Genomic DNA, 26039 nt, shown 5'->3' on the forward strand with positions numbered 1-26039 from the left:
CCCTAAGTCGCCGTTACCGCAGAAATGGATATGTGCTTAGTCAGGCGGCCATCGCGAGCTTGCTCGCGATAGCGGTGGTTCAGTCGCAAGCGTTACAACCCCAACTCAGACAACCCCGGATGATCGTCCGGCCGGCGGCCCAGCGGCCAGCGGAACTTGCGCTCGCTTTCCTTGATCGGCATATCGTTGATGCAGGCGTAGCGGTTGTACATCAGGCCGTGCTCATCGAACTCCCAGTTTTCGTTGCCGTAGGAACGGAACCAGTTGCCCGAGTCGTCGTGCCATTCGTAGGCGTAGCGCACGGCGATGCGGTTATCGGTGAACGCCCAGAGCTCCTTGATCAGCCGATAATCCAGCTCCTTGGCCCATTTGCGGGTCAGGAACGCCTTGGCTTCCTCGCGGTTATGGGCGAATTCGGCGCGGTTACGCCATTGAGTATCCAGCGTGTAGGCCAAGGATACTTTTTGCGGGTCACGAGAGTTCCAGCCGTCTTCGGCCAGGCGAACTTTCTCGATCGCCGACGCACGAGTGAACGGCGGCAACGGCGGACGAACTTCGGAAGAAGCAGACATGGCGGATCTCCAGAGAATTGACGAATTGCACAAGGGTTCAACAGGTCAGACGTGTAGCAGTTTTTCGAGTAAGTCCTGGGCGTCGTCAGCCGCGCTGTGGTCGCCCATGACCAGCGCCACGGTAATGGCGCCGTCAATCAGAATCAGGAGTTGGCGGGCCAGTGCGTCCGGGTTCTGGACACCTTGTTCGACGCACAGCCGGGTTACGTAATCGAGCAACTTCTGTTTGTGCAGCTTCGCCACCTGGCGGACCGGATCCTGTGGATCGCCGGTTTCGCCACTGGTGTTGATGAATGCGCAGCCGCGGAAACCTTCGCTGTCGAACCAGCCCTTGAGCACGGTGAACAGGTTGAGCAGCCGTGCAGTCGGGGTCGGCGCCTTGTCCACTTCGGTGCTGAACCAGTGCATCCAGCGCTCGTCCCGCCGCTTGAGGGCAGCCACGATCAGGTCGTCCTTGTTGGCGAAGTAGCGATAGACACTTTTCCTGGAGACGCCGGCGGTTTTCACCAGAAGGTCCATGCCGGTGGCGGCGATGCCACTTTTATAGATCAACTTTTCGGCGACATCGAGGATGATGTCTCGTGTTTCATTACCAGTAATTTCGTTCATAAAACAAAAGTAGAATGATCGTTCTCCTTGGTCAAGTGTTTTTTCTTTAGGACAGGAAGACCCAAACCCATCCATGGTGTAAGCTCATCCGTTCTTCGGAATCGACCTTTTGCGAGCCCTATGCCGTCGCTTTTCAAACGCTCCCTGCTGCCCAAGCTGCGCAGCTTTGCACTGACCGCCGATGCGGTGACCATCCTCGATGGTGCTGCCCAATTCCGCCGTTGCCTGCTGGAGAAAATCGCCCAGGCCACCCAGCGCATCTACATCGTCGCGCTGTACCTGCAACAGGACGAGGCCGGCCAGGAAATCCTCGATGCCCTGCATGCCGCCAAGGCCGCGCGTCCGGAACTGGACGTGGTCGTGGTGGTGGACTGGATGCGAGCCCAGCGCGGGCTGATCGGCGCCAAGAAGCAGCCGGGCAACTCGGCGTGGTACCAGGAACAGACTCGCACCCACGCCAGCGAAGTGCCGATCTACGGCGTGCCGGTGCAAACCCGCGAGCTGTTCGGCGTGCTGCACTTGAAAGGCTTCGTGATTGACGACTGTGTGCTCTACAGCGGCGCCAGCCTGAATAACGTCTACCTGCACAAGTTCGACAAATACCGTTACGACCGCTATCACCTGCTGCAGAACACGGCACTGGCCGATTCGATGCACCATCTGATCCAGCACGGCCTGGTCGCCTCCAGCGCCGTGCATCGCCTGGACTTGCCGAACCTGCCCAGCACCCGCAGTTTGCGCAAGGACATTGGCGACCTGCGCAGTCGCCTCAAGTACGCGACCTATGACACCAGCGTTGGCAGCCTCGACAAGAGTGGCCTGTCGGTCAGCCCGTTGCTGGGCGTGGGCAAGAACAATCCGCTGAGCCGGGTGATCGGTGAACTGATCGCCAGCAGCCGCCAGCAACTGACCATCTGCACCCCGTATTTCAACCTGCCCCTGGCGGTAACCCGGGAGCTCAATCGCGCCCTGGCCCGTGGGGTCAAGATCGACATCATCGTCGGCGACAAGACGGCCAATGACTTCTACATTCCGCCAAGCGAGCCGTTCAAGATCATCGCAGCGCTGCCATACCTCTACGAAATCAGCTTGCGGCGCTTTGCCAAACGCCATCAGCGCGCTATCGACAGCGGCCAATTGAACCTGCACCTGTGGCGTGACGGGGACAACACCTATCACCTCAAGGGCATGTGGATCGACGAGCGCTACACCTTGCTGACCGGTAATAACCTCAACCCGCGGGCCTTTCGCCTGGACCTGGAAAACGCGCTGTTGCTGGACGACCCCAGGGGCGAGTTGCTGGCGCCGCGCCAGGCCGAGCTTGAACAGATCTACCGCCACACGCGCCGGATCGACGGTTACCTGGACCTGGAAAACCTGCCGGATTACCCCGAGGCCGTGGCCAGGTTCCTGAAACGGGTCAGCCGGGTGCGGATAGAACGGCTGCTTTACCGAATCCTGTGAACACCCGCGCCATGTCGAAAAAAGACACCATCTCCATCCAGTTGGTGCGTGAGGCACTGCTGCAAAGCTGCGCCCCCGGAGCGGCGACCAATGAAGTGCTGAGCAAGGTCGGCATAGACCCTGCGTTGCTCGACGACGCCCAGGCGCGAGTTCCGGCCCATGCCTATGCGCGGCTCTGGCGTTTGCTCGCCCGGCGCCTGGACGACGAGTTTTTTGGCATGGACTCGCGCAAGCTCAAGTCCGGCAGCCTGGCGTTTCTCTGCCAGTGCGCCATGGCTCAGCCCACGCTGGCGAGCGGCTTGACGGCGGGGCTGGGGTTTCTGTCGCTGATGCTCGAACACCTGCCAGCCCAGTGGGTGCGCCAGCAAAGCCTGGCGGAGATCGTGCTGCTGGAAGACGATCAGGCGCCGCGTCGGGCCTTTACCTATTTCACCTACTGGATGATCGTCCACGGCGTGGCCTGCTGGCTGGCCGGGCGGCGCATTCCCATTCTTTCCGTCGAACTGCGTTGCTCGGCGCCGGATTTCTGCGACGACTATCGGGTGATGTTTTCCCAGAACCTGCGTTTTGACCGGCCTCGTACCCGGATGATTTTCGCCGCCGAATGCCTCGACCTGCCGATCAGGCGCAACGCTGATGAACTCAAGCGCTTCCTGGCCCAGGCCCCGGCCAACATCCTGGTGAAATACCGCAACCCGCAAAGCCTGGCCAGCCGTATCCGGCACGACCTGCGGCAGTTGCCTGCCGAACAGTGGCCGGAAACCGAAGCGCTGGCCCAGCAGTTGTGCGTGTCCGCGTCCACCCTGCGCCGACGTCTGGCGGAGGAGGGCCAGACCTACCAAGGACTCAAGGACAGCGTGCGCAAGGATCTGGCGATCACCTGGCTGGCGGAGCCCTCCATCAGTTTCGTCGAAATCGCCTCGCGCCTGGGCTTTGCCGATGCCAGCTCCTTCTACAAGGCGTTTCGCAAATGGTCCGGGTCCAACCCGGGGCATTATCGCAGCCTGATTCTCAACGAGTCGGACTAATCCCGCCGAATCCGACACCGCTCCCACAGGGGGGGGAGGTGGTCGCAAGGTCGAGGCTCCGCCTCAAACCTTGTGGGAGCGAGCCTAAAGAACACCACATCCCTAAACCATGGCCAAACCAGTCAAGCAACTTGAAAGCTTTGACCATTGCCGCCACAGCCCTTCGGCGCGAGTATTTGCCTGCTATTCACGGTTCCCCCAACCAATAAAAACCACAGAGGGATGCTGGTCATGCGCGATTATTCGTCCGCCACGTCGCAGTTCGATTACCTGCACACTGTCAACACCGCACTGCACGGCTCGCTCGAGGCGCTCAATGCCTGTGTCGAGTGTTGCGACCGGCATGCGTTGCCGGGGCGCATCGCCTTGTTCTGGGAGGGCCGTGACGGCAGCGACGCCGCCTGGACTTACCGTGACCTGCAGGACAACGCCGCGCGGTTCGCCAATTTCCTGCGCGCCCAAGGCGTCGGCAAAGGCGACAAAGTGGCCGGCCTGCTGCCGCGCACCGCTGAACTGTTGATCGTGGTACTCGCCACCTGGCGCATCGGGGCGGTCTATCAACCGCTGTTCACTGCATTCGGGCCCAAGGCCATCGAGCACCGCCTCGGCAGCTCGGGGGCGCGCGTGGTCGTCACCGATGCGGTCAACCGTCCCAAGCTCGACGAAGTCGCCAGTTGCCCCATCATCGTCACGGTCGGCGGCGAAAAGGGCCAGGGCATCGTGCGCGGCGACTACAGTTTCTGGGCTGAAGTGGCGAACCATTCCAGCCAGTGCGAACCGCTGATGCTCACCGGCGAAGACCCGTTCCTGCTGATGTTCACCTCCGGCACAACGGGACCTGCCAAGGCGCTGTCGGTGCCGCTCAAGGCCATTGTGGCGTTCCAGAGCTACATGCGTGACGCGGTCGATCTGCGTCCTGAAGACGCCTTCTGGAACGTCGCCGACCCGGGTTGGGCCTACGGCATCTATTTTGGCGTGACCGGGCCGCTGGCCATGGGGCATCCGATTACCTTCTACGATGGCCCGTTCACCTTGGAAAGCACCTGTCGGGTCATCAACAAATACCGCATCACCAACCTGACTGGCTCGCCCACGGCCTATCGCCTGTTGATCGCCGGTGGCGAGCAGTTCGCCCGCTCGATCAAGGGCAAGCTGCGCATCGTCAGCAGCGCCGGTGAGCCGTTGAACCCGGAGGTGATCCGTTGGTTCGCCGACAACCTGAACGTGGTGATCCACGACCATTACGGCCAGACCGAACTGGGCATGGTGCTGTGCAACCACCATGGGCTGGAGCACCCGGTGCACCTGGGCGCGGCCGGTTTTGCCTCGCCGGGCCATCGGATCGTGGTGCTGGATGAAAACCAGCGAGAGCTGGGCGTGGGCCAGCCGGGCATTCTCGCGGTGGACCGTAGCCAATCGCCCATGTGCTGGTTCGCCGGTTACGCAGGCGGGCCGACCAAGGCCTTCGTCGGTGACTACTACTTGAGCGGCGACACCGTGGAGCTGAATCCGGACGGCAGTATCAGCTTCGTCGGCCGCAGCGACGACGTGATCACCACCTCCGGCTACCGGGTCGGTCCGTTCGACGTGGAAAGCGCGCTGATTGAACACCCGGCCGTGGTGGAAGCGGCGGTGATCGGCAAACCCGATCCGGAACGCACCGAGTTGGTGAAGGCCTTCGTGGTGCTCAGCACTCAATACCGTGCCTCACCGGAGCTGGCCGAGGAATTGCGCCTGCACGTGCGCCAGCGCCTGGCGGCCCATGCCTATCCCCGTGAAATCGAATTTGTCAGCGACTTGCCGAAAACCCCAAGCGGCAAATTGCAGCGCTTTATTTTGCGCAACCAGGAAATCGCCAAGGTTCAAGAGACCGCGGCGCAGAACGTTTCAGCTTGAATCCAAGGAAACCATGATGCAGATCGACAACAAGATTTTCCTCGTCAGCGGCGGTGCTTCCGGCCTCGGCGCGGCCACCGGTGAAATGCTGGTCAAGGCCGGCGCCAAAGTGATGCTGGTGGACCTCAACGCCGACGCCGTGGCCGCCCAGGCGCAAAAACTGGGTTGCCAGAGCGTGGTGGCCGACATCAGCAACGAAGCGGCGGCTGAAGCGGCGGTCAAGGCCACGGTCGATGCGTTCGGCGGCCTCAATGGCCTGGTGAACTGCGCCGGTATCGTGCGCGGCGAGAAGATCCTCGGCAAGACCGGTCCCCACGCCCTGGCCAGCTTCAGCCAGGTGATCAACGTCAACCTGATCGGCAGCTTCAACCTGCTGCGCCTGGCGGCTGCGGCCATTGCCGAAACCGAGGCAGACGCCGACGGCGAGCGCGGGGTGATCATCAATACGGCGTCGGTGGCGGCCTTCGATGGACAGATCGGCCAGGCGGCTTATGCGGCATCCAAAGGCGCCATCGCCAGCCTGACGTTGCCGGCCGCCCGCGAGCTGGCGCGTTTCGGTATCCGGGTGATGACCATTGCGCCAGGGATTTTCGAGACCCCGATGATGGCCGGCATGACCCCGGAAGTACGCGACTCCCTGGCCGCCGGCGTGCCGTTTCCGCCGCGCCTTGGGAAACCTTCCGAGTACGCGGCGCTGGCCAGGCATATCATTGAGAACAGCATGCTCAACGGCGAGGTGATCCGTCTCGACGGTGCCTTGCGTATGGCAGCCAAATAATCAGGAGGATTCATGATGTCCAACGATCCGATTGTCATCGTCAGCGCCGTCCGTACGCCCATGGGCGGTTTCCAGGGCGAACTGAAAAGCCTCAGCGCCCCGCAGCTGGGTGCCGCTGCCATCAAGGCCGCCGTGGAGCGTGCCGGCATCGCACCCGACGCGGTTGAAGAAGTGCTGTTCGGTTGCGTACTCGCCGCCGGCCTGGGCCAGGCACCGGCGCGTCAGGCCGCACTGGGCGCCGGGCTCGACAAGTCGACCCGCTGCACCACGCTCAACAAGATGTGCGGCTCGGGCATGGAAGCGGCGATCCTCGCCCATGACATGCTCATCGCCGGCAGCGCCGAAGTGGTGGTGGCCGGCGGCATGGAAAGCATGTCCAACGCGCCGTACCTGTTGGATCGGGCCCGCAGCGGTTACCGGATGGGCCACGGCCGGGTGCTTGACCACATGTTCCTCGACGGCCTGGAGGACGCCTACGACAAAGGTCGGCTGATGGGCACCTTTGCCGAAGATTGCGCCGAGGCCAATGGCTTCAGTCGCGAGGCCCAGGATGCGTTCGCCATTGCGTCCACCACCCGCGCCCAGCAGGCGATCAAGGATGGCAGTTTCGACGCCGAGATCGTGCCGTTGCAGGTCATGGTCGGCAAAGAGCAAGTGACCGTGCGCCACGACGAGCAGCCGCCGAAAGCGCGGATCGACAAGATCGCCTCGCTCAAGCCGGCATTCCGCGAGGGCGGCACGGTGACGGCGGCCAACGCCAGTTCCATTTCCGATGGCGCCGCAGCGCTGGTGCTGATGCGCCAGAGCCAGGCTGCCCAGCGTGGCCTCAAGCCCCTGGCGGTGATCCACGGTCATGCGGCGTTTGCCGATACCCCGAGCCTGTTTCCCACCGCACCGATTGGCGCCGTGAAGAAACTGATGCAAAAAACCGGTTGGTCGCTGGATCAAGTCGACCTGTTCGAAGTCAACGAAGCCTTTGCCGTGGTGGGGCTGGTGACCATGGGCAAGCTGGAGATTGCCCATGACAAGGTCAACGTCCACGGCGGCGCCTGTGCGCTGGGCCACCCGATTGGCGCGTCTGGCGCACGAATCCTGGTGACCCTGCTGTCAGCCCTGCGCCAGAAAGGCTTGAAGCGCGGCGTCGCGGCCATTTGCATCGGCGGCGGCGAAGCCACGGCCATGGCCGTCGAATGCCTGTATTAAGGAATCACCATGCTCCCGACTGAAGAACAGACCCAAATCCGCGACATGGCCCGGCAGTTCGCCCAGGAGCGCTTGAAACCGTTCGCCGCCGAATGGGACCGTGAGCACCGTTTTCCCCGGGAAGCCATTGGTGAAATGGCCGAGCTGGGCTTCTTCGGCATGCTGGTGCCGGAGCAGTGGGGCGGTTGTGAAACCGGTTACCTGGCCTACGCCATGACCCTGGAGGAAATCGCCGCTGGCGACGGCGCGTGCTCGACCATCATGAGCGTGCATAACTCGGTGGGTTGCGTGCCGATCCTCAAGTTCGGCAACGATGAGCAAAAGGCGAAATTCCTCACGCCCCTGGCCAGTGGCGCGATGCTTGGCGCCTTCGCCCTGACCGAGCCCCAGGCCGGTTCGGACGCCAGCAGCCTCAAGACACGGGCACGGCTGGAAGGTGATCATTACGTGCTCAACGGGTGCAAGCAGTTCATCACGTCCGGGCAGAACGCCGGGGTGGTGATTGTGTTTGCGGTGACCGATCCGAGCGCCGGCAAGCGTGGCATCAGTGCGTTCATCGTGCCGACCGATTCGCCGGGCTACAGCGTGGCCCGGGTCGAAGACAAACTCGGCCAGCACGCCTCCGACACCTGCCAGATCCTCTTCGAGGATGTGAAGGTGCCGGTGGGCAATCGTCTGGGGGAGGAGGGCGAGGGCTACAAGATCGCCCTGGCGAACCTGGAAGGCGGGCGCGTGGGCATCGCGGCGCAAGCGGTGGGCATGGCCCGCGCGGCGTTCGAGGCGGCCCGGGACTATGCCCGGGAACGCTCCAGTTTCGGTAAGCCGATCATCGAGCACCAGGCCGTGGCGTTCCGCCTGGCCGACATGGCGACCCAGATCGCCGTGGCCCGGCAAATGGTGCACTACGCCGCCGCCCTGCGAGACAGTGGCCAACCGGCGCTGGTAGAGGCCTCCATGGCCAAGCTGTTTGCCTCGGAAATGGCTGAAAAAGTCTGCTCCATGGCGTTGCAGACCCTGGGCGGGTACGGTTACCTCAACGACTTCCCGCTGGAACGCATCTACCGCGACGTGCGGGTCTGCCAGATCTACGAAGGCACCAGCGACATTCAGCGCATGGTCATTTCGCGCAATCTTTGAGTAGGAGCTGCCGCAGGCTGCGATCTTTTGATTTTGCTCTTTCGTTCAAGACTCAATTGGCAGGAAAAGATCGCAGCCTTCGGCAGCTCCTACAGGGCATCGAGCCAAATACAGCGCTTAACAGGAGTTATACATGAGCTACGAAACGATTTTATTGGAGATCAAGGACCGCGTTGGCCTGATCACCCTCAACCGTCCCCAGGCATTGAACGCCTTGAATGCGCAGATCGTCAGCGAGCTGAACCAGGCGTTGGACAGCCTGGAGGCTGATCCGAAGATTGGCTGCATCGTGCTGACCGGCTCGAAAAAAGCCTTTGCCGCCGGTGCTGACATCAAGGAAATGGCCGAGCTGACCTACCCACAGATCTACCTGGACGACCTGTTCAGCGACAGCGACCGCGTGGCCAACCGCCGCAAGCCGATCATCGCGGCGGTGAACGGTTTTGCCTTGGGCGGTGGCTGCGAGCTGGCGTTGATGTGCGACTTCATCCTGGCCGGCGACAACGCCAAGTTCGGCCAGCCGGAGATCAATCTCGGTGTGCTGCCGGGCATGGGCGGCACCCAGCGCCTGACCCGCGCGGTGGGCAAGGCCAAGGCCATGGAAATGTGCCTGACCGGGCGCTTCATCGACGCGGTGGAAGCCGAGCGCTGCGGCATCGTCGCGCGGATCGTACCGGCTGATGAGCTGCTGGACGACGCGCTGAAAACCGCCGCGCTGATCGCCTCCAAGTCGGTGCCCATCAGCATGATGGTCAAGGAAAGCGTCAACCGCGCCTTTGAGGTCAGCCTGTCCGAAGGCGTTCGTTTCGAGCGCCGGGTATTCCACGCGGCGTTTGCGACGCAGGATCAGAAGGAAGGGATGGCGGCGTTCGTGGCCAAGCGTGCGGCGGAGTTCAAGGACAAGTAATGCGGCGTTCTCACTGACGCCATCGCGAGCAAGCTCGCTCCCACAGGGTCCGTGATCTGACACAGTATTCTGTGTGCGGTGCAGATTCAGTGGGAGCAAGGCTTGCCCGCGATCGGGCCTGAACATTCAGCATCTCAGTGACAGATACACCGCCATCGCGAGCAGGCTCGCACACAGGGGATCGGAGGGATACGCAGCATTTGTGTGCGCCGCTAAACCCTGTGGGAGCTGGGCTTGCCCGCGATGGCGGCGGTACTGATACACCGCCATCGCGGGCAAGCCTTGCTCCCACAGGGGCCGTGACCTGACACAGTATTCTGTGTGCAGCGCAGATTCAGTGGGAGCAAAGCTTGCTCGCGATGCTTTTCGGCCCTCACACCAGGTAATGTTTGAGTTCCCGGGCGATGACCATTCGCTGTATCTCGCTCGACCCTTCATAGATCTGGGTAATCCGCGCATCGCGGTAGTAGCGCTCTACCGGATAATCCTCGAGATACCCGTACCCACCATGGATCTGTATGGCCGAGGAGCAGACTTTCTCGGCCATTTCCGAGGCGAACAGTTTGGCCTGGGAGGCTTCTGACAGGCACGGCTTGCCGGCGCTGCGCAGGCGGGCGGCGTGGAGGATGAGCAGGCGGGTGGCGTTGATGCGGGTGTGCATGTCGGCCAGCAGGTTGGCGATGCTCTGGTGCTCGATGATCGGCTTGTCGAACTGGACGCGATCACGCGCGTAAGCCAGTGCCGCTTCAAACGCCGCGCGGGCGATGCCCAAGGCTTGCGCAGCAATGCCGATGCGGCCACCTTCCAGGTTGGACAGGGCGATGGCCAGGCCTTTACCGCGAGCCCCCAACAGATTGGCCTCGGGGATGGTGCAATTGCTCAAGGTGACCGCGCAGGTGTCCGAGGCGCGGATGCCCATCTTGTGTTCGGTGCGATCAACGATAAAACCCGGCGTATCGGTGGGCACCAGGAACGCTGAAATGCCTTTTTTGCCCAGCTCCGGGTCCGTCACGGCAAACACGATGGCCAGTTTCGCCCGTTTGCCGTTGCTGACGAACTGCTTGGCGCCGTTGATGACCCACTGGCCATCGCGCAGTTCGGCCCGGGTGCGCAGGTTGTGGGCTTCGGAGCCGGCCTGGGGCTCGGTCAGGCAGAAGCAGCCAATGGCCTGGCCACTGGCGAGGTCAGCCAGCCACGTCTGCTTTTGTTCGTCGGTGCCGAAATTCAGCACCGGCCCGCAACCCACCGAGTTGTGGATGCTCATCAGCGCCCCGGTGGCACCGTCACCCGCGGAGATTTCCTCCACCGCCAGGGCATAGGCCACGTAATCGACGTAGGTGCCGCCCCATTCTTCCGGCACCACCATCCCCAACAGGCCCAGTTCGCCCATCTTCGCCACCAGGCCGTCGTCAATCCAGCCGGCCTTTTCCCAGGCCTGGGCATGGGGGGCGATTTCACCGCGGGCGAAGTCCCGGGCCATGTCGCGGATCATCACTTGTTCTTCGGTCAGTTCGAGGTCATGCATGGCTCAGTTCCCGTGGTCGTCGAAGCCCTCGAAGAAACTCGCCACATGGTCGGCGTCCAGCGCCTCCAGGGTCGGCGGGTTCCAACGCGGGTTCTTGTCTTTGTCGATCAGCAAGGCGCGCACGCCTTCGATCAGGTCACCGCGTTCGAACCATTGCTGATCCAGATGCAGTTCCAGGGCAAAACAGTCTTCCAGGCTCAAATGCCGACCGCGCCGCAGCATTTCCAGGGTCACGGCCATGGCCAGGGGAGAGCGGCTGTCCAGCAGGTCGGCGGTCTTAATCGCCCATCCGTGGCTGTTGGCGACGGTGACCTGGCGCAACTGCTCGACCATGCTCGGCACGTCGGGCAGGCCAAAGAAATGGTCGATGGCCGGCCGCAAGTCGGCCAGGGGCGGGGCAGGCAGCTGTTGCACACCCAGTTTGGCCAGCAAGCTTTGCAGGTCCTTGAGTGGCGTATCACCCCACGCCAGGCGATCGAGGCGCGCATCGAGCTGTTCAAGCTTGCGACTGTCCAGATACCAGTCGGCCAGCCCGCAATACAAGGCGTCAGACGCACGGATCTGCACGCCGCTGACGCCCAGGTAAATACCCAGTTCGCCAGGAATGCGCGGCAGGAAGTAACTGCCGCCCACGTCCGGGAAATACCCGATGCCGACTTCCGGCATGCCCAGGCGGCTGCGCTCGGTCACCACCCGCAGGTCGGCACCTTGTGCCAGCCCCATGCCGCCGCCCAGCACGAAGCCGTCCATCAAGGCGAGGATCGGTTTGCGGTAGTGGTGGATCGTCAGGTCGAGGGCGTATTCCTCGACGAAGAAATCTTCATGCAGGGTGTCGCCCTGCTTGTGGCTGTCGTACAGCGAGCGGATATCGCCGCCGGCACAAAACGCCTTGTCCCCCGCGCCACGCAGTACCACGGCGCGGACCTGTGGGTCGAGGGCCCAGGCATCGAGTTGTTGTTGCAAGCTGCGCACCATGCCCAGGGTGAGGGCATTGAGGCCGGCGGGGCGGTTCAGGGTCAAATGGCCAATGTGATTGCGAACTTCGACCAACACCTCATAGGCTGCGGTTTCGATGGTTCCCGCAGCGTGTGATGAAACCTGAGCTGTCATCGCTAACTCCCTGCTTTTATTCTTCTTTATGAATTGTGTCGCGCGTACCCATTCAGGATCGTACCAGTGCAAATTTGCATTGCACAACCGGGATACGTGCAGGTCCTTTCTGCATATTTATAGCAGCCACAGGCTCAACCGCGACCAGAGAGAACCTCCGTGATGCTGCGGCGCTTGGCATTTCGCTCGCTGACGTGGATCAATTGCTCGAGATCTTCCGGTGTGACGTCAAAGAATGCTTCCATTTCCGCCAAGGCCAGTTTCAGATCCTCGGCCGTGATCGCCTGGCGGTCGACGGGAGGGTGGTCGGCCGGTATGACGGCCACCGGTTCGCTGGCACGCTTGGGATACCGCACCCGCGTCAGGTTGTTGTAGGCCAGCGCAAAGGCCAGCAACCCGGAGCCGGCCAGCATCGCCGCACCAACGGCTTGCCAGTCCAAGGCAATGATAGACGGGGCGGCCAGCACCAACGTCGCCGCCAGGGCGCCTGCCGGCGGGTGCAGGCAACGCAGCCAGCACATCAATACCAGCGCCATGCCCGCCGCCAGGCAGGCGCTACCCAGGGTGCGGCCCAATACATGGGCCACCAGCAGCGCGACGACCGACGCACACAGGTAACCGCCGACAATCGACCAGGGCTGGGCGAGGGCGCCCGATGACACCGCAAACAACAGCACCGCCGAGGCGCCGAGCGGGCCGATCAGGTGTTGCGCCACCTCGAGGCCAAATACCTGCCCACAAAGCCAGACACTGAACATCGTCCCCAGCGCCATGCCGATGGCGGCTCGGCTCCATTCGGTGGGACGGGTATTGATAGCGGCGGGGAACCAGCGAGAAAGCATTAAGCGAGAATCCAAAAAACGAACAAAAAAAGGGGCTTACGGGAAAATCCCAGAAAGCCCTTTAAGTGTTCCAACAGTTGGGGGAGGAACGTTGCACAGTGTGCCGTTCATGCCCCTTGCTTACAAATTCATATTAATGCTGCTTGAGTGCATTAATTTTGAGGTAAGGCCACGGCTCATGCGCTTCTCGACGCTGGGAACCACGTTTGCTGGGTAATGGGCAGGTTGCGCGACTGCCCGCGACCCATCGGGAAATAGGTGAAACCCTTGTCCGCCATGCGCTCCGGGTCGAACAGGTTACGTCCGTCGAAGATCACCGGGGCCTTGAGCCTCTGCCGGATCAGCTCGAAATCCGGCGCCTTGAAGGGCTGCCATTCGGTGCAGATGACCAGCGCGTCGGCCCCTGGCAACACCGATTCCGGCGTGCCCATCAGCATGAGTCGGGTCTCGTCGGGGTAGAGCAACTGCGTTTGCTGCATCGCCTCCGGGTCAAACGCACGGACGCTGGCCCCCGCGGCCCACAGCGATTCCAGCAGGGTGCGGCTCGGTGCGTCGCGCATGTCGTCGGTGTTGGGCTTGAAGGCCAGCCCCCATAGGGCGAAGGTCTTGCCGCGCAGGTCGCCCTGGTAGAACGCGTTGATCCGCTCGAACAGCTTGTGTTTCTGCCGCCTGTTGATGGCTTCCACCGCTTGCAGCAGGTCGCTGGAACAGTGGGCCTGCTCGGCGGTGTGGATCAGGGCGCGCATGTCCTTGGGGAAGCACGAGCCGCCGTAGCCGCATCCTGGGTAGATGAAGTGGTAGCCGATGCGCGAGTCGGCGCCGATGCCCAAGCGCACGGACTCGATGTCGGCCCCCAGGTGTTCGGCCAGTTCGGCGATCTGGTTGATGAAGCTGATCTTGGTCGCCAGCATGCCGTTGGCGGCGTATTTGGTCAGTTCGGCGCTGCGCAGGTCCATGAACAGGATCCGGTCGTGGTTGCGGTTGAACGGGGCGTACAGGTCGCGCATGGTTTCGCGCACTTCATCGCGCTCGCAGCCGATCACGATGCGGTCCGGACGCCGGCAATCGGCGACCGCCGAGCCTTCCTTGAGGAATTCGGGGTTGGAGACGATATCGAACTGCAGCAAGCGACTGGCTTTGAGCAGGCATTTGTCGATGTGCGCCCGCAAAACGTCGCCGGTGCCCACCGGCACGGTGGACTTCTCCACCACAATGAGCGGTTGCTCGCGGTAACGCGCGACGGCCTCGCCGACGGCCAGGACCTGGCTCAGATCGGCACTGCCATCGTCCCGGGAAGGCGTGCCCACGGCGATAAACAGCACCTGGCCGTGCTGCACGGCGAGCTGTTCGTCGCAGGTGAAATGCAAACGGCCAGCCTCCAGGCCTTCACGCACCAGCGCGGCCAGGCCAGGCTCGTAAATGCTCACCTGGCCTTGGCGCAGGCTGTCGACCTTGCGCTCGTCGATGTCCATGCACACCACGTCATGGCCCACTTCGGCCAACACGGCGGCCTGCACCAAACCTACGTAGCCACTTCCGAATACACTGATTTTCATGGCGGATTCCCTGGATCGTTCCGAGCGAGCGACATGCACAACCAGCGTTCGCCGCAGTGCGCTCGACTCAGAATAAGTCGGGGATATTGCAGTTCACTGACAGCCTGACGCCGCATTTGTTTTCAGCGGAAGGAAGTAGGCGGCCCATCCCGCTGCCAGCAACACCAGGTTCGCGCTGTCGCGTAGCAGCAGGCGGCTCGTCGCCTGTCGCAGCTGTCTGGCGCTGACCCGGCCGCGGGCAATGTCCAGTCGCGCAAAACCGTGCAGATGTCGCAGGACATCGAAGGTCATCAGCGCTGAAGCGGCCAAGAAATAGAAAATTCGCTGCCAATAGGGAACACCCAGCGCCTGGAGGAGGTCGGTGGTGACGTGTTGGTGGGCCACTTCTTCCGCGCAGTGCCATCGCCACAGGCGCGTTTGCGCGGAGGCGCGGGTAGAAAGCAGCCCGCCACTGCGCAAGGCGATCCGCGAGGTGACGGCCGTCACATGTTCGAACGCCGCAGCCAGGGACAGCTGCGCCTTGAGTGACAGTTTGGCGCGCAGGGCATCGAGGTCCTTCTCGATCCCGTGTTCGTATTCCTGGACCTTAAATCCCTGCTTTTCCAGTTGCTGGTTGTAGAGGCGGTGGGCTCGCTGGTGGGCGCGTTCCTCGGCCACGAAGCTGCGCGACTGGTCTGCCAGCGTCGAGGTTGACGGCAACTGCAAAGCGGATGACTCCACCACCGAGATCACGAACTGTTCTCCGGCGGGAAGCAACACCGAAAAGGCATCGAACAGGTAGGTCCTGATCGGTGTGTCGTTCCAGAAGGGGGCGAAAGTGTCGTCTTCGCCATGTCGGTCGGTGACCTGTTGCTGGGGAATATTCATTGGCTCAGTCCTTCATGCGTGAATGCGCTGTGCCGGTGGCGGCTATCTCGCGGATCAGTCCGGTGCAGTAGCCATGAGTGATCTGGGCTTTTTGGACATACGCCTTGTCTTTCATGAGCGCGGCGTGCACCTGCTGCAGGCGAAAGCCTGGTATGGCGGGGTAAAGGTGATGTTCGGCATGAAAGCCGACTCCGTGGGGCGCGATCAAGAGGCGTTCCCACCCAGGGGCAATGACGGTTCGAGACGCGCCGTGACCGGGCTGAGGCATCGCGAAATGCTCTGCCACGTCGCGCCAATACAGCAGCGCCATCAGCACCGTGAACATCGGTATAAGCCAGTACACCAACGCCGCCAGCCAAAGGTGAAACCCGGTGAGCACCACCGCAAGCAACACGGCGAAAATCCATTGCCTGTACTGAGTGGCGGGTGGGCACTGCGAGGCCATTTTTGATGTCACCAAGGCGGTTTTGAACTCGTGGATGCTGTACAGCCCGATGCAGTGTTTCAACAGCAGGACGAGCATGTCGAAGGCCGATTTGGGAAACCTGAATCGGTCCTGCCCGGTGCATGACACCCAGTTGGGGTCATGGTCAGTGGCGGTATGTCGGTGGTGGGCGGCGTGGTCGCGCCGAAAACCAAACAGGGTAATGGTGAAGGGCAGTGCCGTCAGGAAGTCGCCCAATGTGTCGTTGAGCACAGGACGAGTCCGGCTGAACTGCCGGTGAGAGAACTCATGCATCAGGATCAGCAAGGCATGCTGCCTGGTGGCGATGAACACAATGGCCAGCAGCGAGGCGAAAATGGTCTGGGTCTGGATGGCCAGAGTTGCCGCCCCCAGAATGAGCACCCACTCCAGAATCGTGCTGGCAAGCAAGCGCAAGGGGGCAGGGCGCCCCCACTCCAGTAATTGGGCGCGCGTGACGGTACGCTCGTGCTGCCCGTGGGATTGCCCAGGTTCAACTGGATTAAACATCCGACAGCCTCCTCAGGCTCGATCCAAAGTAAGTCATCAATACGGCTGCCAGGAGCAGCGCGCCGGTTGCAAGGAAGACGGCCTGGATGGAGACGAATTGCAGAACCCAGCCCGCAATCGCCGCCGAGACCGGCGCAAGACCGAAAAACACCAGCATGAACAGGCTCATGCCGCGCCCAAGCAGCCTGGGCGGTAATGAGCGCTGCAACCAGGTAAACGCCATGACCTGGACGAAGCCGCCGCAAAGCCCGATGGCAAACAACAAGGCCACCCCCTGCCAAAGGGCGTAGACCCAGCCCAATGGCATTAGCAGCAAGGCGATGGCGGCGTCGACGGCGAGCAACGTGATGCCCAGATTGACCATCCGCAGTTTCGGCCGAGCGGTAAACATCAGCATGCCCACCAGCGTGCCGGCCCCCTGCGCCCCGAACAGCCATCCCAGCGCGGGCGCCTCGGGCGTGAAGCGCTCATGGGTCAGCAGCGGCAAAGCGACCTGCACCGGCCCGCTCATGAGTAATGTCATGGCGGCCATGTAGGTCAGGTAGGTGCGCAGACGTCGATCCTGAAAGAAATAACGCAGGCCTTCTGCCGTTGTCGTGCCGGCGCTGGTTTCGGAACCCGTGGCGCAGCGGACAGGCAAGGCACGCAGGCCGAACGCGGACAAGGCGAAAGTGAGCGCATCGAGGACGAATGCGATGACATAGCCATCCAGCGTCGCGTTGGCCGCCGGCCGTGGGCCAAAGGGCCAGAACGCGCTGGCGATGACACCCCCGGCGGCCACCGGGCCGACTGCAATGGTCACTTGTCTGAGCGCCAGGAGAATGCCGTTGGCCCGCTCCAGGTCGCGCGCGTTCACGATGCCAGGCACCAGTGCGCTGCCGGCCGGCAGTGTGAGTGCGCTGCACAACCCCAGCAGCGCCGCCGCCCCATAGATCACCGATAAGGTGGCCTGACCGTGATAGACCGCCCAGGCGAGACCGCACAACGCCAGTGCACTGCCGTAGCAGCCGAACGACCAGATCGAGCGGGCACCGAAGCGGTCAACCAGCGAGCCGCCCGTCAACAGGAACAGGGCACGGGGCAGGGCGAGTGCGGCAAACGCCCAGCCGAGTGCCATCGGGTCTGGCGATATCACCATGATGAGCAAGGGGAAGGCGACCAGGGTGAACTGATCACCCAACATCGAGGCCACGGCACAAGCCAGCAGGCGTCGGAAGTTTTTGTCGCGAGCCAGCGTCGGCGCCGGGTTCTCTAGCGCAAGGGAGGTGTTCACAGGCATAGGAAGAACAGTTTTTTCATGCGCTGCAACCAGGGCAGCGGGACTCTCTTCCATATGAACGAAAGCCCGGACAGTGGCACTTTACCCAGGATCAACACGCCCACATCCAGCGACGGCTCATGGGGGAAATAGTTGTCTCTGATGGCGACAATCTTGCGAAAGCCTTTTTTGAAGTAGTAGCGCAGTTGCGGGTCCAGCGGCAGGCCCTGGCGCTTGCTTCGCACGTACTGGGCGACGCTGATATCAGGGTTCTTCGACAGCCAGCCGCGCAGGCCCGGAACGGGGGAGCCCAGGTAGACGTCTGACCAGCCGTGTTTCAGCGCGTAGGGCCAGAAGAACTCGAAAATGGCGTTCGCAGCTTTTGGATCGACACTGCTCAGGCTGATGCCAAACAGCGTGCCGGTTCTGGCGGATTCATCGCCGTGCTGTTTCCTGGCGCAGTCGGCCCAGGTTGGGCACTGGCGCATCAGCTCGTGTCGGGTCGGTTTCATGAACAACGATGCCAGCGCGGTACCGGTACGCGTGCAAAACGCACCGACGCTCAGGGCAGGAAATTCGGCGATGCGGGAGGCCAGCGTGGACACATCGGCACGCTGATCGTCTGTCCATTTTTTTTGTTCGAGTTCAAGCAGTGAGGGGATATCGGCAGGCGATAGAAACCGAACGTTGATTTCACTGTCGTGGACCACGTCATGGCCCTGCACGTCATGCCCCTGTTGCCAGAGGTTCGAGTCTTCGCAAGTGCGGTTTTTCAGAAGTTTTTGCATCGCGTGGGCGGCTCACCGATTGAAGTGGAATGGATCAATCGGCGCCCACGTTATGGCACAGGTGTGAAAGTCTGATGACGAAATGAATTCGCGGCTTAACTCAAATCGAGCCGGTACCCGGCCGGCAACGGTGCGACGAACTCACCCACCACTTCCCGGGTCAGGCTGGCTTCACTTTCTTCACTTTCTTCACTGCCCGGTATTGGCCAAGTAGCGGGCTACTTCTTGCAACTCGCCCAAATCCGGCGCGTTATCGATTGCCGCTTCAGGCCGGCACCATGGGTACTCCAGCCTCGATGCCCAGGTCATGATCATCGGCAGATCGGTCGCTGGCAGGGTTTTCATGTGTTCGATGGTGATGGTCAGTCGCTCGACCAGTTTCGATGCTGGATCGAACTGCCAGTCATACAAGCCACAACCGACGCGTGCCTCGCCGCTGTTCTTGTCGGACATCGCCACCAGCCATTTGCACTGGAACGCCTCGGCGTTTGCCGGTGGTGGGGCGGCCAGGCAGAACGTGTAGACATTTTCGAAGGTCTGGCCAAAGCGACTGACCAGCACGTCGCCAATGGCGGCTCGGCCTTCGACGTGGTCGGGAAACGCGATGGAACCAGTGCGCACGACCATGTCCAGAATAGCGCCCGGTGTAAAGGCCTGGTCCAGCAGGTGTGGGCGGTTGCCGTCCTTGGCACGGATGTACTGTTGAATCGAGAGCTGAGCGGTGTTCATCGTGTATCCCTTCAAGTTGAAAACAGCCTCGGTCGAGGCTTGCAAATCACTGTTCCATCACTCCGTCACCAGCATGCAGCCCGGGGTGGGGTTGCATGCACAGCGATCGGCACTCGATCAATGGCGTCGTTGCCTGTATACAGGTGCGCTTCGAAAGGGATTTACCGGGAAAAAAGGAGCTGTTGCTGTGATTTACCTGATACGCCACGCTACGCCGCTGATCGATTACAAGCCCTGTAATGCGCGTTCGGCCAAGACCCTGCTGGATGAATACAACCAGACCTCATCCATCGATGAGGCTGAGATTACAGCATTCCTGAGCCAACCGGACGTGTCCCAAGGGCTTTTGGCGAGCGAAGCCAACATCATTTCCTCGCCCGTCAACAGAGCCTACGCGACGGCATGCCGGTTATTCGACGTAGCGCGTATTCAAAAAGATGCTCGGTTACGCGAATACGACCTGCGGTTAAGCAGCATTCCCGTCTTGAAAATGGGCGTGAGGCATTGGTTCGCGTTGCACAGGATTCTGTGGTTGTTGGGGATTTCACTGGGCGCCGCCAGCAGAAAAGCCGAACACCAGCGGGCGCTCGGTGTGGCCGATGAGCTTTACAACAGCTGCGGCGAACCGGGGAAGATCACGATCGTTGTCTCCCACGGTATGTTTCTCAGGACTGTCAGGAAAACCCTGCAAAAGCGCGGCATGCAGGCGCGCAGGGTTTATCGCTCGGGGTGTTTTACCGTCGAGTCGCTAACGCCGTGACGGGGATTGCTCGGCCACCAATAGCAACGATTGCGGCACCGGGCTTTGTGGGTGCTGCGGTTCCTGCAGGCCGACCAGTCGAAAACCGGCCATGTCCAAGGCATTGAGCCAACTGGACAACGTGCGGAAATACCATGGCATGGGTTGCCATTGGCCTTTGAACCCATCGAAGGTTTCTTCTCGCCAACCGTCCTGATAATCGCCCGCCGCCACGGTCCATGGGTGCAGCGTCTGAAGCACCAGCGCGCCGCCTGGACCGAGCAGGGCGTTCATTGCAGCGAGCAACGGAGTGATGTCCTGGTGCAACAGGGCAAAGTTGGCGCAGATCAGGTCGTAGCCGGTGCCGACGTCCACCTTCGCCTCCACCAGCGCTTCATAGCTGGCCAGGTGCACCGGCGAGGAACCGGCTGCGCGGGCCGCATCGACCAGCGTCGCGTCGCCATCCACACCGACCGCCTCGATGCCCCGTTCAGCCAGCGCCCGCAACAACCAGCCTTCACCGCAGCCCAGATCCAGCACACGCTCAGGCTGGCGGCTCTGAACCGCCAGCAGCATGGCCTGGTCCGTGACCGTCAGCCGGCTTTCGATGGCGCCGGTGCGGATGGCTTCGATCCAGGGTTGGGCGTTGTGGTGCCAGCTTTGGAGGAGGGTGGTTTCCGAGGACGACATTGATCCAGCTCCGCTATGGATTGGCTAAGCATAGGCCAATCGCTGGCGCAGGGAAGCCAGTGGTCAAAGCGGGCGGTCAAGAAACAACAGGCGCGCCGCCAGCGCTGTCATGACCCCGGCAAAACCATACGTACCCAGGCGCCTTGAAATCCCGCCGCTTGCCAGTTTCGCCCTGAGCAGGGCGGCGCAAACACCCAGCAGGGTATGGAAGACGAGGGCAATCAGTGCCAGCAATGCTCCGAGGAAGATCAACTGCAGAGTCACGCCGCCGGCCTTGACGTTGACGAACTGGGGCAGGAATACCATGAAGAACAGCAGCGCCTTGGGATTCAGGAGGCTGTTGAGGGCACCTCGGCAGAAGATTTTCCACAGCGAAGCCGCCTGGAGCTGGCTATCCTGAGTCGCTGCCGGCGTTCTCAGTGCTTGCCAGGCAAGCCACAGCAAATAGCCGGCCCCGGCCAGACGTAGCAGATCGAACGCCGGCGCCCAGCTCATCACCAGCGCACCAATGCCAGCGCTGACCATCATCGTCATCAGCCCGTCCGAAAAGGAAATGCCGAGGGCGGCAGCAATGCCGGCACGCCAACCGTGGGCCAACGCATGGCTGGTGACAAAGGCCATGTTGGGCCCCGGGACGATCAGCAGAAGCACGACAGCAACCACGAACAGGTAGAGATTGGCGGTATCCGGCATGGGGGATCGCTCCGAGGGATGAGCCACGACAGTAAGCGAATGGCGAGGAGGGGGGCAGTTACAGTCCGGGCTTATCTGATAGCAACAGTCGTTTCTTGCGATGAGTCATCATCGCTATTGTTTGAGTATCACAAACAGTGTTATCGGAGCTCTCTGGTTTATCCCAACAATTCTGGACATTAAGGTGCTTGCATCAACAACGGCGGAGGGATCTCTGTACCGAGGCTGATTTGCCCGAGCCAAACGAAGCGGCGATGGAGCTCACGTAGGTGCTCGCGTCTGATCCTCGCAGGACGTCTGCTGAAAATAGTCATTGTATTGCTTCGAAAGCGAATGTTATTGTTGTAACACAGCTTAAATTAATGACATTACAATAACATTTCGCGTTCGAGAGCTCTGAAAATCCATGGAAAAGAACAGCTTCCTGCAGTTGCTGGAGCGAGAGTTCTCCAACCTGACCCCGACGGGCAAGCGGATCGCCAGTTATCTGTTGGGTAACCCAGAACAGCTTCCGTTCGAGTCGGCCGATAGCATCGCGCAGCAGACCTCCACCACCGGGATTTCCGTAGGGCGCTTTTTTCGATCCCTTGGTTACCAGAACATCGATGAAGTCAAACAGAGCCTGCGCGTTGAAACACCAGCGTCGTGGCTAATCACTGATCGCATCGGCGCCTTTCGTGCCGAAAGCAATCAGCAAGATACTCTTGATCGTTCCCTGAGTCGGGAGATCGAGGCCATTCGGTATGTCTACGGTCTGGCGCGCAGTGACGCGTTCGCCGATATCGTGCAACGCATCTACGAAGCCGATGCAGTGTTCATTCTCGGCATCCAGTCCACTCGAGGGATTCTCACAGCGTTCCATAGCCACCTTGAGTACATTCGGCCCAAGGTCTACTACGTCGATGGTCTGTCCGGCATTTACGCAGAAACCCTGAATTCCGGCTTCGCCAATCCCTACGCAATCATTGCGGATTTCCGTGCTTATTCCAGCGTGACTCAGACTTTCTGCGACGCGGCCATAGACAACAACCTTCCATTGGCCCTGATCACCGACCTGCAATGCCCTTGGGCTAGAGACTACCCAATCGACCTCTTGCAACTGAAAACCGATGTCGGGCAGTTCTGGGATTCACCTGCGCCATTGGCCTGCCTGTTGAATCTCATCGTGTCGGCCGTCGCTGAGAAATACGGGGATCGGCTCGATGAGCGCTTGGCCAAGAACCGTCAATTGCAAAAAGCTTTCGGTCAGTTCGAAGGCTGATCCTCATCGTCCCACCGAATCCCAACTGGAGTATTGGCGTGAACAACAGCCCCCTTGTAGAGATCGATGCCCAGCGCTACCAGGTGCAAATCGATTTGATCTACGCCGGTGCAGACAACCTGGCTGGAAGAGTGATTTATCCAAATGCGCGTTGCCTGTTACATCGCCAGGCGGCCGACTGCTTGTACAAGGCCAGTCAGCTCGCGCGTCAGGCCGGCTTTACCCTTCGCATCTATGACGCCTATCGGCCGCCTTACGCTCAGTACCTGTTGTGGGACGCGCTGCCAAACAACGACTACGTGCGTGACCCACATTTGGGCTCCCATCACAGCCGTGGCGTGGCGGTGGATCTGACGCTGGTCGGTACTGATGGCGAGCCGCTGAATATGGGGACTGAATTCGACGCAATGGAGGAGAAGTCCCACCAGTTCTATCCCGACTTGCCAGTAGACGTGCAACGCAATCGACTGCTGCTGGTGGGGATCATGCTCGCCGCCGGCTTCCAGGCGATTGCCACCGAGTGGTGGCATTACGAACTTCCGAATGCCGACGATTACCCCTTGCTGGAAGACGTTTAAACCACTGATTCACCAACAGATAGCACCGCGCAGCCCACGCTCAGTGCGGCTGATAACAATAACAAGACAGCGTTACTTACGTTTCACCTGCAACTGCCCGGTTATAGCTTTTATAAAAAACCTGACGTACTTCCCTCTATCGAATGATCAAGGAAACCGGCATGAACCCAATGAACACCGTGACCAGCAAACCCTTTCCCGGCGCCGGCAAGCTATTGCTGAGTGTTTTGTGCAGTGCATTAAGCCTTGGTGCCTGGCAGGCCGCGACAGCGGCTGTACCACAAGACACCCTGGTCATCGGCAAACCCGCCGATCCCCAGACCCTCGACCCGGCCGTGACCTTCGATAACAACGACTGGACCATTACCTACCCGTCGTACCAGCGCCTGGTCGGCTACAAGGTCGAAGGCGACAAAAGCAGCACCGAAGTCCAGGGTGACCTGGCCGAGAGTTGGACCGTTTCTCCGGACAATCTGGTCTGGGAATTCAAAATCAAACCTGGCAACAAATTTGACGACGGCGCCCCTGTAGATGCCGCCGCGGTGAAGTTTTCCTTTGATCGCTTGATGACCCTCAAGCAGGGACCTTCCGGTGCATTTCCGGAGGACATGGTGGTCGCGGTTGTCGACCCGCAGACCATCCGGTTCACCCTGAAGACGCCTTTCTCGCCGTTCCTGTTTACCCTGGCCCACAATGGCGCTTCGATCATCAACCCCGCTGTGGTCAATAAAAGCGCGGACGTCAATGCCTGGCTGTCGAGCCATACCGCAGGCTCCGGTCCCTTCCGCTTGAGCAACTGGCAAAAAGGCCAGTCGTTGACCATGGAGCCCAACACCTACTTCGCCGGTCCCAAACCTGCGCTGAAAACCGTGGTCATCAAGATCATCGGTGAGCCCTCCGTGCGTCGCCTGCAATTGGAGCGGGGTGACCTGGACATCATCGAAGACATGCCCGAAGACCAGCTCGGCGTTCTTGCCAGCAAGCCCGGCGTGGCGGTGAAGGAGTTCCCGTCGCTACGGGTCACCTATCTCTACCTGAACAACAAAAAGGGCCCACTGACCAGCGTCGATGCACGTCGCGCGATCACCGAAGCGGTGGACTACAACGGCATCGTCAAAGGCATTCTCAGGGACAAGGCCAAGCTCCTGAATGGGCCAATCCCGGACGGCATGTGGGCGTATGACAGCTCGTTGCCGCCGATGAAGCAGGACATGGCCGCGGCCAAGGACAGCCTCGCCAAAACACCGCAGAAAATCACCAACCTCAGCTACATGTATTCGGACAAGGACCCTAACTGGGAACCGATCGGCCTGACTCTGCAAGCTGCATTGGCGCCACTGGGTATTAACCTCAAGCTGGAAAAGCTCGCCAACGCCACGCTGCGTGAGCGCGTCGGCCAGGCGGACTACGACATTGCCGTCGGTGCCTGGAGCCCGGACTTTGCCGACCCGTACATGTTCATGAACTTCTGGTTCGACTCCAAGATGCAGGGCCTGCAGGGCAACCGCTCGTTCTATAGCAACCCGCAAGTCGACACGTTGATTCGAGAAGCCGCCGCTGATAGCGACACCGCGAAGCGCGTCGAGCTGTACCAGACCGCGCAGAAAATGGTGCTCAAGGACAGCGTCTACGCCTACCTCTACCAGAAGAGCTACACCTTGCCGATGCGTGATTCGGTCAAGGGTTACGTGTTCAACCCCATGCTCGAGCAGGTGTTCAACTTGGGCAGCATGAGCAAATAAACCGGCTCCCTCGCGCTGGCCATTGATGGCTGGCGCGGCTTCTGACTTTCGTCGTGGGTGTTACTGAGGTGCCAAAATGGCCTTCCTGACTTTGTTGCGCAAGCGCCTGCTCGGCCTGTTGCTGGTCGTGTTCGGCGTTTCGCTGATTACCTTTGCAATTTCGCACCTGATCCCGGGTGATCCTGCTCGATTGATCGCTGGCGACCGCGCCAGTGATGCGTTGGTGGCCGGCATACGTCATCAACTGGGATTGGATCTGCCGCTGTATCAACAATACGGTCGTTACCTGATGGACCTGGTGCAGGGAGACCTGGGAACCTCGATACGCACCAGCCGTCCCGTTCTGGAAGACTTGCAGACGTTCTTCCCGGCGACACTGGAGTTGGCGCTGGTAGCGCTGGTACTTGCGATCCTGGCTGGCGTGCCGCTTGGCGTGCTATCAGCGGTTTATCACAATCGGGCGATTGACCAGATCGCCCGCACGCTTGCAGTCACCGGTATTTCAACGCCGGCCTTTTGGCTCGGCCTGGGCGCCATCGTTCTGTTCTACGGGCATCTGGGCTGGTTGCCGGGAGGAGGGCGGCTGTCCGAAGGGCTTGCTCCGCCGCCGACAATCAGCGGTTTTTATCTGCTCGACTCGCTGCTCGCCGGTGAGGGCAGGCTGTTTCTCGATGCCGTGGAGCATCTGATTCTGCCGGCGGCAACCCTGGGGTTCGTGACCTTGGGCGTCGTCGCACGGCAGATTCGTTCAGCCATGCTTGATCAACTCGGCGAAGACTATATCCGCACCGCCCGCGCCTACGGCTTGTCCCGATGGACTGTGATCCTGCGCCATGCACTGCCTAACGCGCTCATCCCTTCAGTGACTGTCCTGGGGCTGACCCTCGGAGATTTGCTGTACGGCGCGGTGCTGACCGAAACGGTCTTCGCCTGGCCCGGCATGGGCGCCTATGTCGTCAAGTCGATCCAGTCGCTGGACTTCCCGGCGGTGATGGGTTTCGCCATTCTGGTTTCGTTCATCTATGTGCTGCTGAACATGGCCATCGATATTGTGTATCGCGTGATCGACCCGCGCATCGGCGAGGTAAGTTGAA

25 protein-coding genes are annotated in these 26039 nt (G+C 61.0%); 12 read left to right on the forward strand and 13 right to left on the reverse strand.

Features of this window, described 5'->3' with window-relative positions:
* Nucleotides 1–92: 92 nt before the first annotated feature.
* Nucleotides 93–572: a nuclear transport factor 2 family protein gene (locus CFII68_RS19485; protein WP_018603901.1), complete on the reverse strand. Its 480-nt coding sequence runs from the start codon at nt 570–572 to the stop codon at nt 93–95.
* Between the two features lie 45 nt (nt 573–617).
* Nucleotides 618–1181 (reverse strand): TetR/AcrR family transcriptional regulator, encoded by a 564-nt coding sequence (locus tag CFII68_RS19480; protein WP_018603903.1) that lies wholly within the window; start codon nt 1179–1181, stop codon nt 618–620.
* A 120-nt stretch (nt 1182–1301) separates the two neighbouring features.
* Here CFII68_RS19480 and pssA point away from each other — a divergent pair, with 120 nt between their 5' ends.
* The 7 genes from pssA (at nt 1302) to CFII68_RS19445 (ending at nt 9594) form a co-directional block, all read left to right on the forward strand.
* The gene (gene pssA / locus CFII68_RS19475) at nt 1302–2645 is read left to right on the forward strand and encodes a CDP-diacylglycerol--serine O-phosphatidyltransferase (protein WP_018603904.1); all 1344 of its coding nucleotides are present in this window, start codon (nt 1302–1304) and stop codon (nt 2643–2645) included.
* An 11-nt stretch (nt 2646–2656) separates the two neighbouring features.
* Complete coding sequence (locus tag CFII68_RS19470; protein WP_033062526.1) at nt 2657–3673, forward strand: AraC family transcriptional regulator; 1017 nt, start codon at nt 2657–2659, stop codon at nt 3671–3673.
* A gap of 231 nt (nt 3674–3904) precedes the next feature.
* A complete protein-coding gene (locus CFII68_RS19465) occupies nt 3905–5569 on the forward strand; it encodes an AMP-binding protein (RefSeq protein WP_033062527.1) in 1665 nt (554 codons plus the stop codon).
* A gap of 16 nt (nt 5570–5585) precedes the next feature.
* The gene (locus CFII68_RS19460) at nt 5586–6347 is read left to right on the forward strand and encodes an SDR family NAD(P)-dependent oxidoreductase (protein ID WP_018603910.1); all 762 of its coding nucleotides are present in this window, start codon (nt 5586–5588) and stop codon (nt 6345–6347) included.
* Nucleotides 6348–6359: 12 nt separating this feature from the next.
* A complete protein-coding gene (locus CFII68_RS19455; RefSeq protein ID WP_177325037.1) occupies nt 6360–7550 on the forward strand; it encodes an acetyl-CoA C-acyltransferase in 1191 nt (396 codons plus the stop codon).
* Nucleotides 7551–7559: 9 nt separating this feature from the next.
* Nucleotides 7560–8687, forward strand: a complete 1128-nt coding sequence (locus CFII68_RS19450) for an acyl-CoA dehydrogenase (RefSeq protein ID WP_018603914.1) — start codon at nt 7560–7562, stop codon at nt 8685–8687.
* A 133-nt stretch (nt 8688–8820) separates the two neighbouring features.
* Nucleotides 8821–9594 (forward strand): enoyl-CoA hydratase, encoded by a 774-nt coding sequence (locus CFII68_RS19445; protein WP_018603916.1) that lies wholly within the window; start codon nt 8821–8823, stop codon nt 9592–9594.
* Between the two features lie 373 nt (nt 9595–9967).
* On the opposite strand, the gene CFII68_RS19440 is transcribed toward CFII68_RS19445, so the two are convergent.
* From CFII68_RS19440 to CFII68_RS19400, 9 genes are all read right to left on the reverse strand, one after another.
* On the reverse strand, nt 9968–11119 hold the full coding sequence (locus CFII68_RS19440; protein ID WP_003202007.1) for an acyl-CoA dehydrogenase family protein: 1152 nt from the start codon (nt 11117–11119) through the stop codon (nt 9968–9970).
* A 3-nt stretch (nt 11120–11122) separates the two neighbouring features.
* Nucleotides 11123–12229: an enoyl-CoA hydratase/isomerase family protein gene (locus tag CFII68_RS19435; RefSeq protein ID WP_018603919.1), complete on the reverse strand. Its 1107-nt coding sequence runs from the start codon at nt 12227–12229 to the stop codon at nt 11123–11125.
* Between the two features lie 134 nt (nt 12230–12363).
* Nucleotides 12364–13071 (reverse strand): HPP family protein, encoded by a 708-nt coding sequence (locus CFII68_RS19430; RefSeq protein ID WP_024617253.1) that lies wholly within the window; start codon nt 13069–13071, stop codon nt 12364–12366.
* A 176-nt stretch (nt 13072–13247) separates the two neighbouring features.
* Entirely contained in the window at nt 13248–14627 is a 1380-nt protein-coding gene (locus tag CFII68_RS19425) for a UDP-glucose/GDP-mannose dehydrogenase family protein (protein ID WP_018603922.1), read from the reverse strand.
* A gap of 93 nt (nt 14628–14720) precedes the next feature.
* On the reverse strand, nt 14721–15494 hold the full coding sequence (locus tag CFII68_RS19420; RefSeq protein WP_018603925.1) for a metal-dependent hydrolase: 774 nt from the start codon (nt 15492–15494) through the stop codon (nt 14721–14723).
* 4 nt (nt 15495–15498) lie between these two features.
* Nucleotides 15499–16467, reverse strand: a complete 969-nt coding sequence (locus tag CFII68_RS19415; RefSeq protein ID WP_018603927.1) for a fatty acid desaturase family protein — start codon at nt 16465–16467, stop codon at nt 15499–15501.
* Nucleotides 16460–17746 carry an MFS transporter gene (locus tag CFII68_RS19410; protein ID WP_018603929.1) on the reverse strand — a complete coding sequence of 429 codons (1287 nt, stop codon included), beginning with the start codon at nt 17744–17746 and terminating at the stop codon, nt 16460–16462. Before CFII68_RS19410 ends, CFII68_RS19415 begins: the two co-directional genes overlap by 8 nt.
* Nucleotides 17737–18513, reverse strand: coding sequence for a hypothetical protein (locus CFII68_RS19405; RefSeq protein ID WP_018603930.1), 777 nt, complete (start codon nt 18511–18513; stop codon nt 17737–17739). Before CFII68_RS19405 ends, CFII68_RS19410 begins: the two co-directional genes overlap by 10 nt.
* Before the next feature lie 189 nt (nt 18514–18702).
* Complete coding sequence (locus tag CFII68_RS19400) at nt 18703–19242, reverse strand: hypothetical protein (protein ID WP_033062528.1); 540 nt, start codon at nt 19240–19242, stop codon at nt 18703–18705.
* Between CFII68_RS19400 and CFII68_RS19395 the strand changes: the two genes are divergently transcribed.
* A complete protein-coding gene (locus CFII68_RS19395) occupies nt 19235–20002 on the forward strand; it encodes a histidine phosphatase family protein (RefSeq protein WP_177325038.1) in 768 nt (255 codons plus the stop codon). The two genes, CFII68_RS19400 and CFII68_RS19395, sit on opposite strands and share 8 nt — an antisense overlap.
* Here CFII68_RS19395 and CFII68_RS19390 read toward each other — a convergent pair.
* Together CFII68_RS19390 and CFII68_RS19385 are read right to left on the reverse strand one after the other, a co-directional pair.
* Nucleotides 19991–20671 carry a bifunctional 2-polyprenyl-6-hydroxyphenol methylase/3-demethylubiquinol 3-O-methyltransferase UbiG gene (locus CFII68_RS19390; RefSeq protein ID WP_018603935.1) on the reverse strand — a complete coding sequence of 227 codons (681 nt, stop codon included), beginning with the start codon at nt 20669–20671 and terminating at the stop codon, nt 19991–19993. The two genes, CFII68_RS19395 and CFII68_RS19390, sit on opposite strands and share 12 nt — an antisense overlap.
* A 63-nt stretch (nt 20672–20734) precedes the next feature.
* Nucleotides 20735–21364 carry a LysE family translocator gene (locus CFII68_RS19385; protein ID WP_018603937.1) on the reverse strand — a complete coding sequence of 210 codons (630 nt, stop codon included), beginning with the start codon at nt 21362–21364 and terminating at the stop codon, nt 20735–20737.
* A 406-nt stretch (nt 21365–21770) separates the two neighbouring features.
* Between CFII68_RS19385 and CFII68_RS19380 the strand changes: the two genes are divergently transcribed.
* From CFII68_RS19380 to CFII68_RS19365, 4 genes are all read left to right on the forward strand, one after another.
* Nucleotides 21771–22625, forward strand: a complete 855-nt coding sequence (locus CFII68_RS19380) for a MurR/RpiR family transcriptional regulator (RefSeq protein WP_018603939.1) — start codon at nt 21771–21773, stop codon at nt 22623–22625.
* Between the two features lie 38 nt (nt 22626–22663).
* Complete coding sequence (ddpX, locus tag CFII68_RS19375; RefSeq protein ID WP_018603941.1) at nt 22664–23203, forward strand: D-alanyl-D-alanine dipeptidase; 540 nt, start codon at nt 22664–22666, stop codon at nt 23201–23203.
* A 161-nt stretch (nt 23204–23364) separates the two neighbouring features.
* Nucleotides 23365–24945: an ABC transporter substrate-binding protein gene (locus tag CFII68_RS19370; RefSeq protein ID WP_018603943.1), complete on the forward strand. Its 1581-nt coding sequence runs from the start codon at nt 23365–23367 to the stop codon at nt 24943–24945.
* Between the two features lie 76 nt (nt 24946–25021).
* A complete protein-coding gene (locus CFII68_RS19365) occupies nt 25022–26038 on the forward strand; it encodes an ABC transporter permease (protein ID WP_018603944.1) in 1017 nt (338 codons plus the stop codon).
* The last annotated feature ends 1 nt before the right edge of the window (nt 26039 follow it).

It is taken from the genome of Pseudomonas sp. CFII68, from assembly GCF_000416195.1.
GTDB classification, from domain to species: Bacteria; Pseudomonadota; Gammaproteobacteria; order Pseudomonadales; family Pseudomonadaceae; genus Aquipseudomonas; species Aquipseudomonas kilonensis.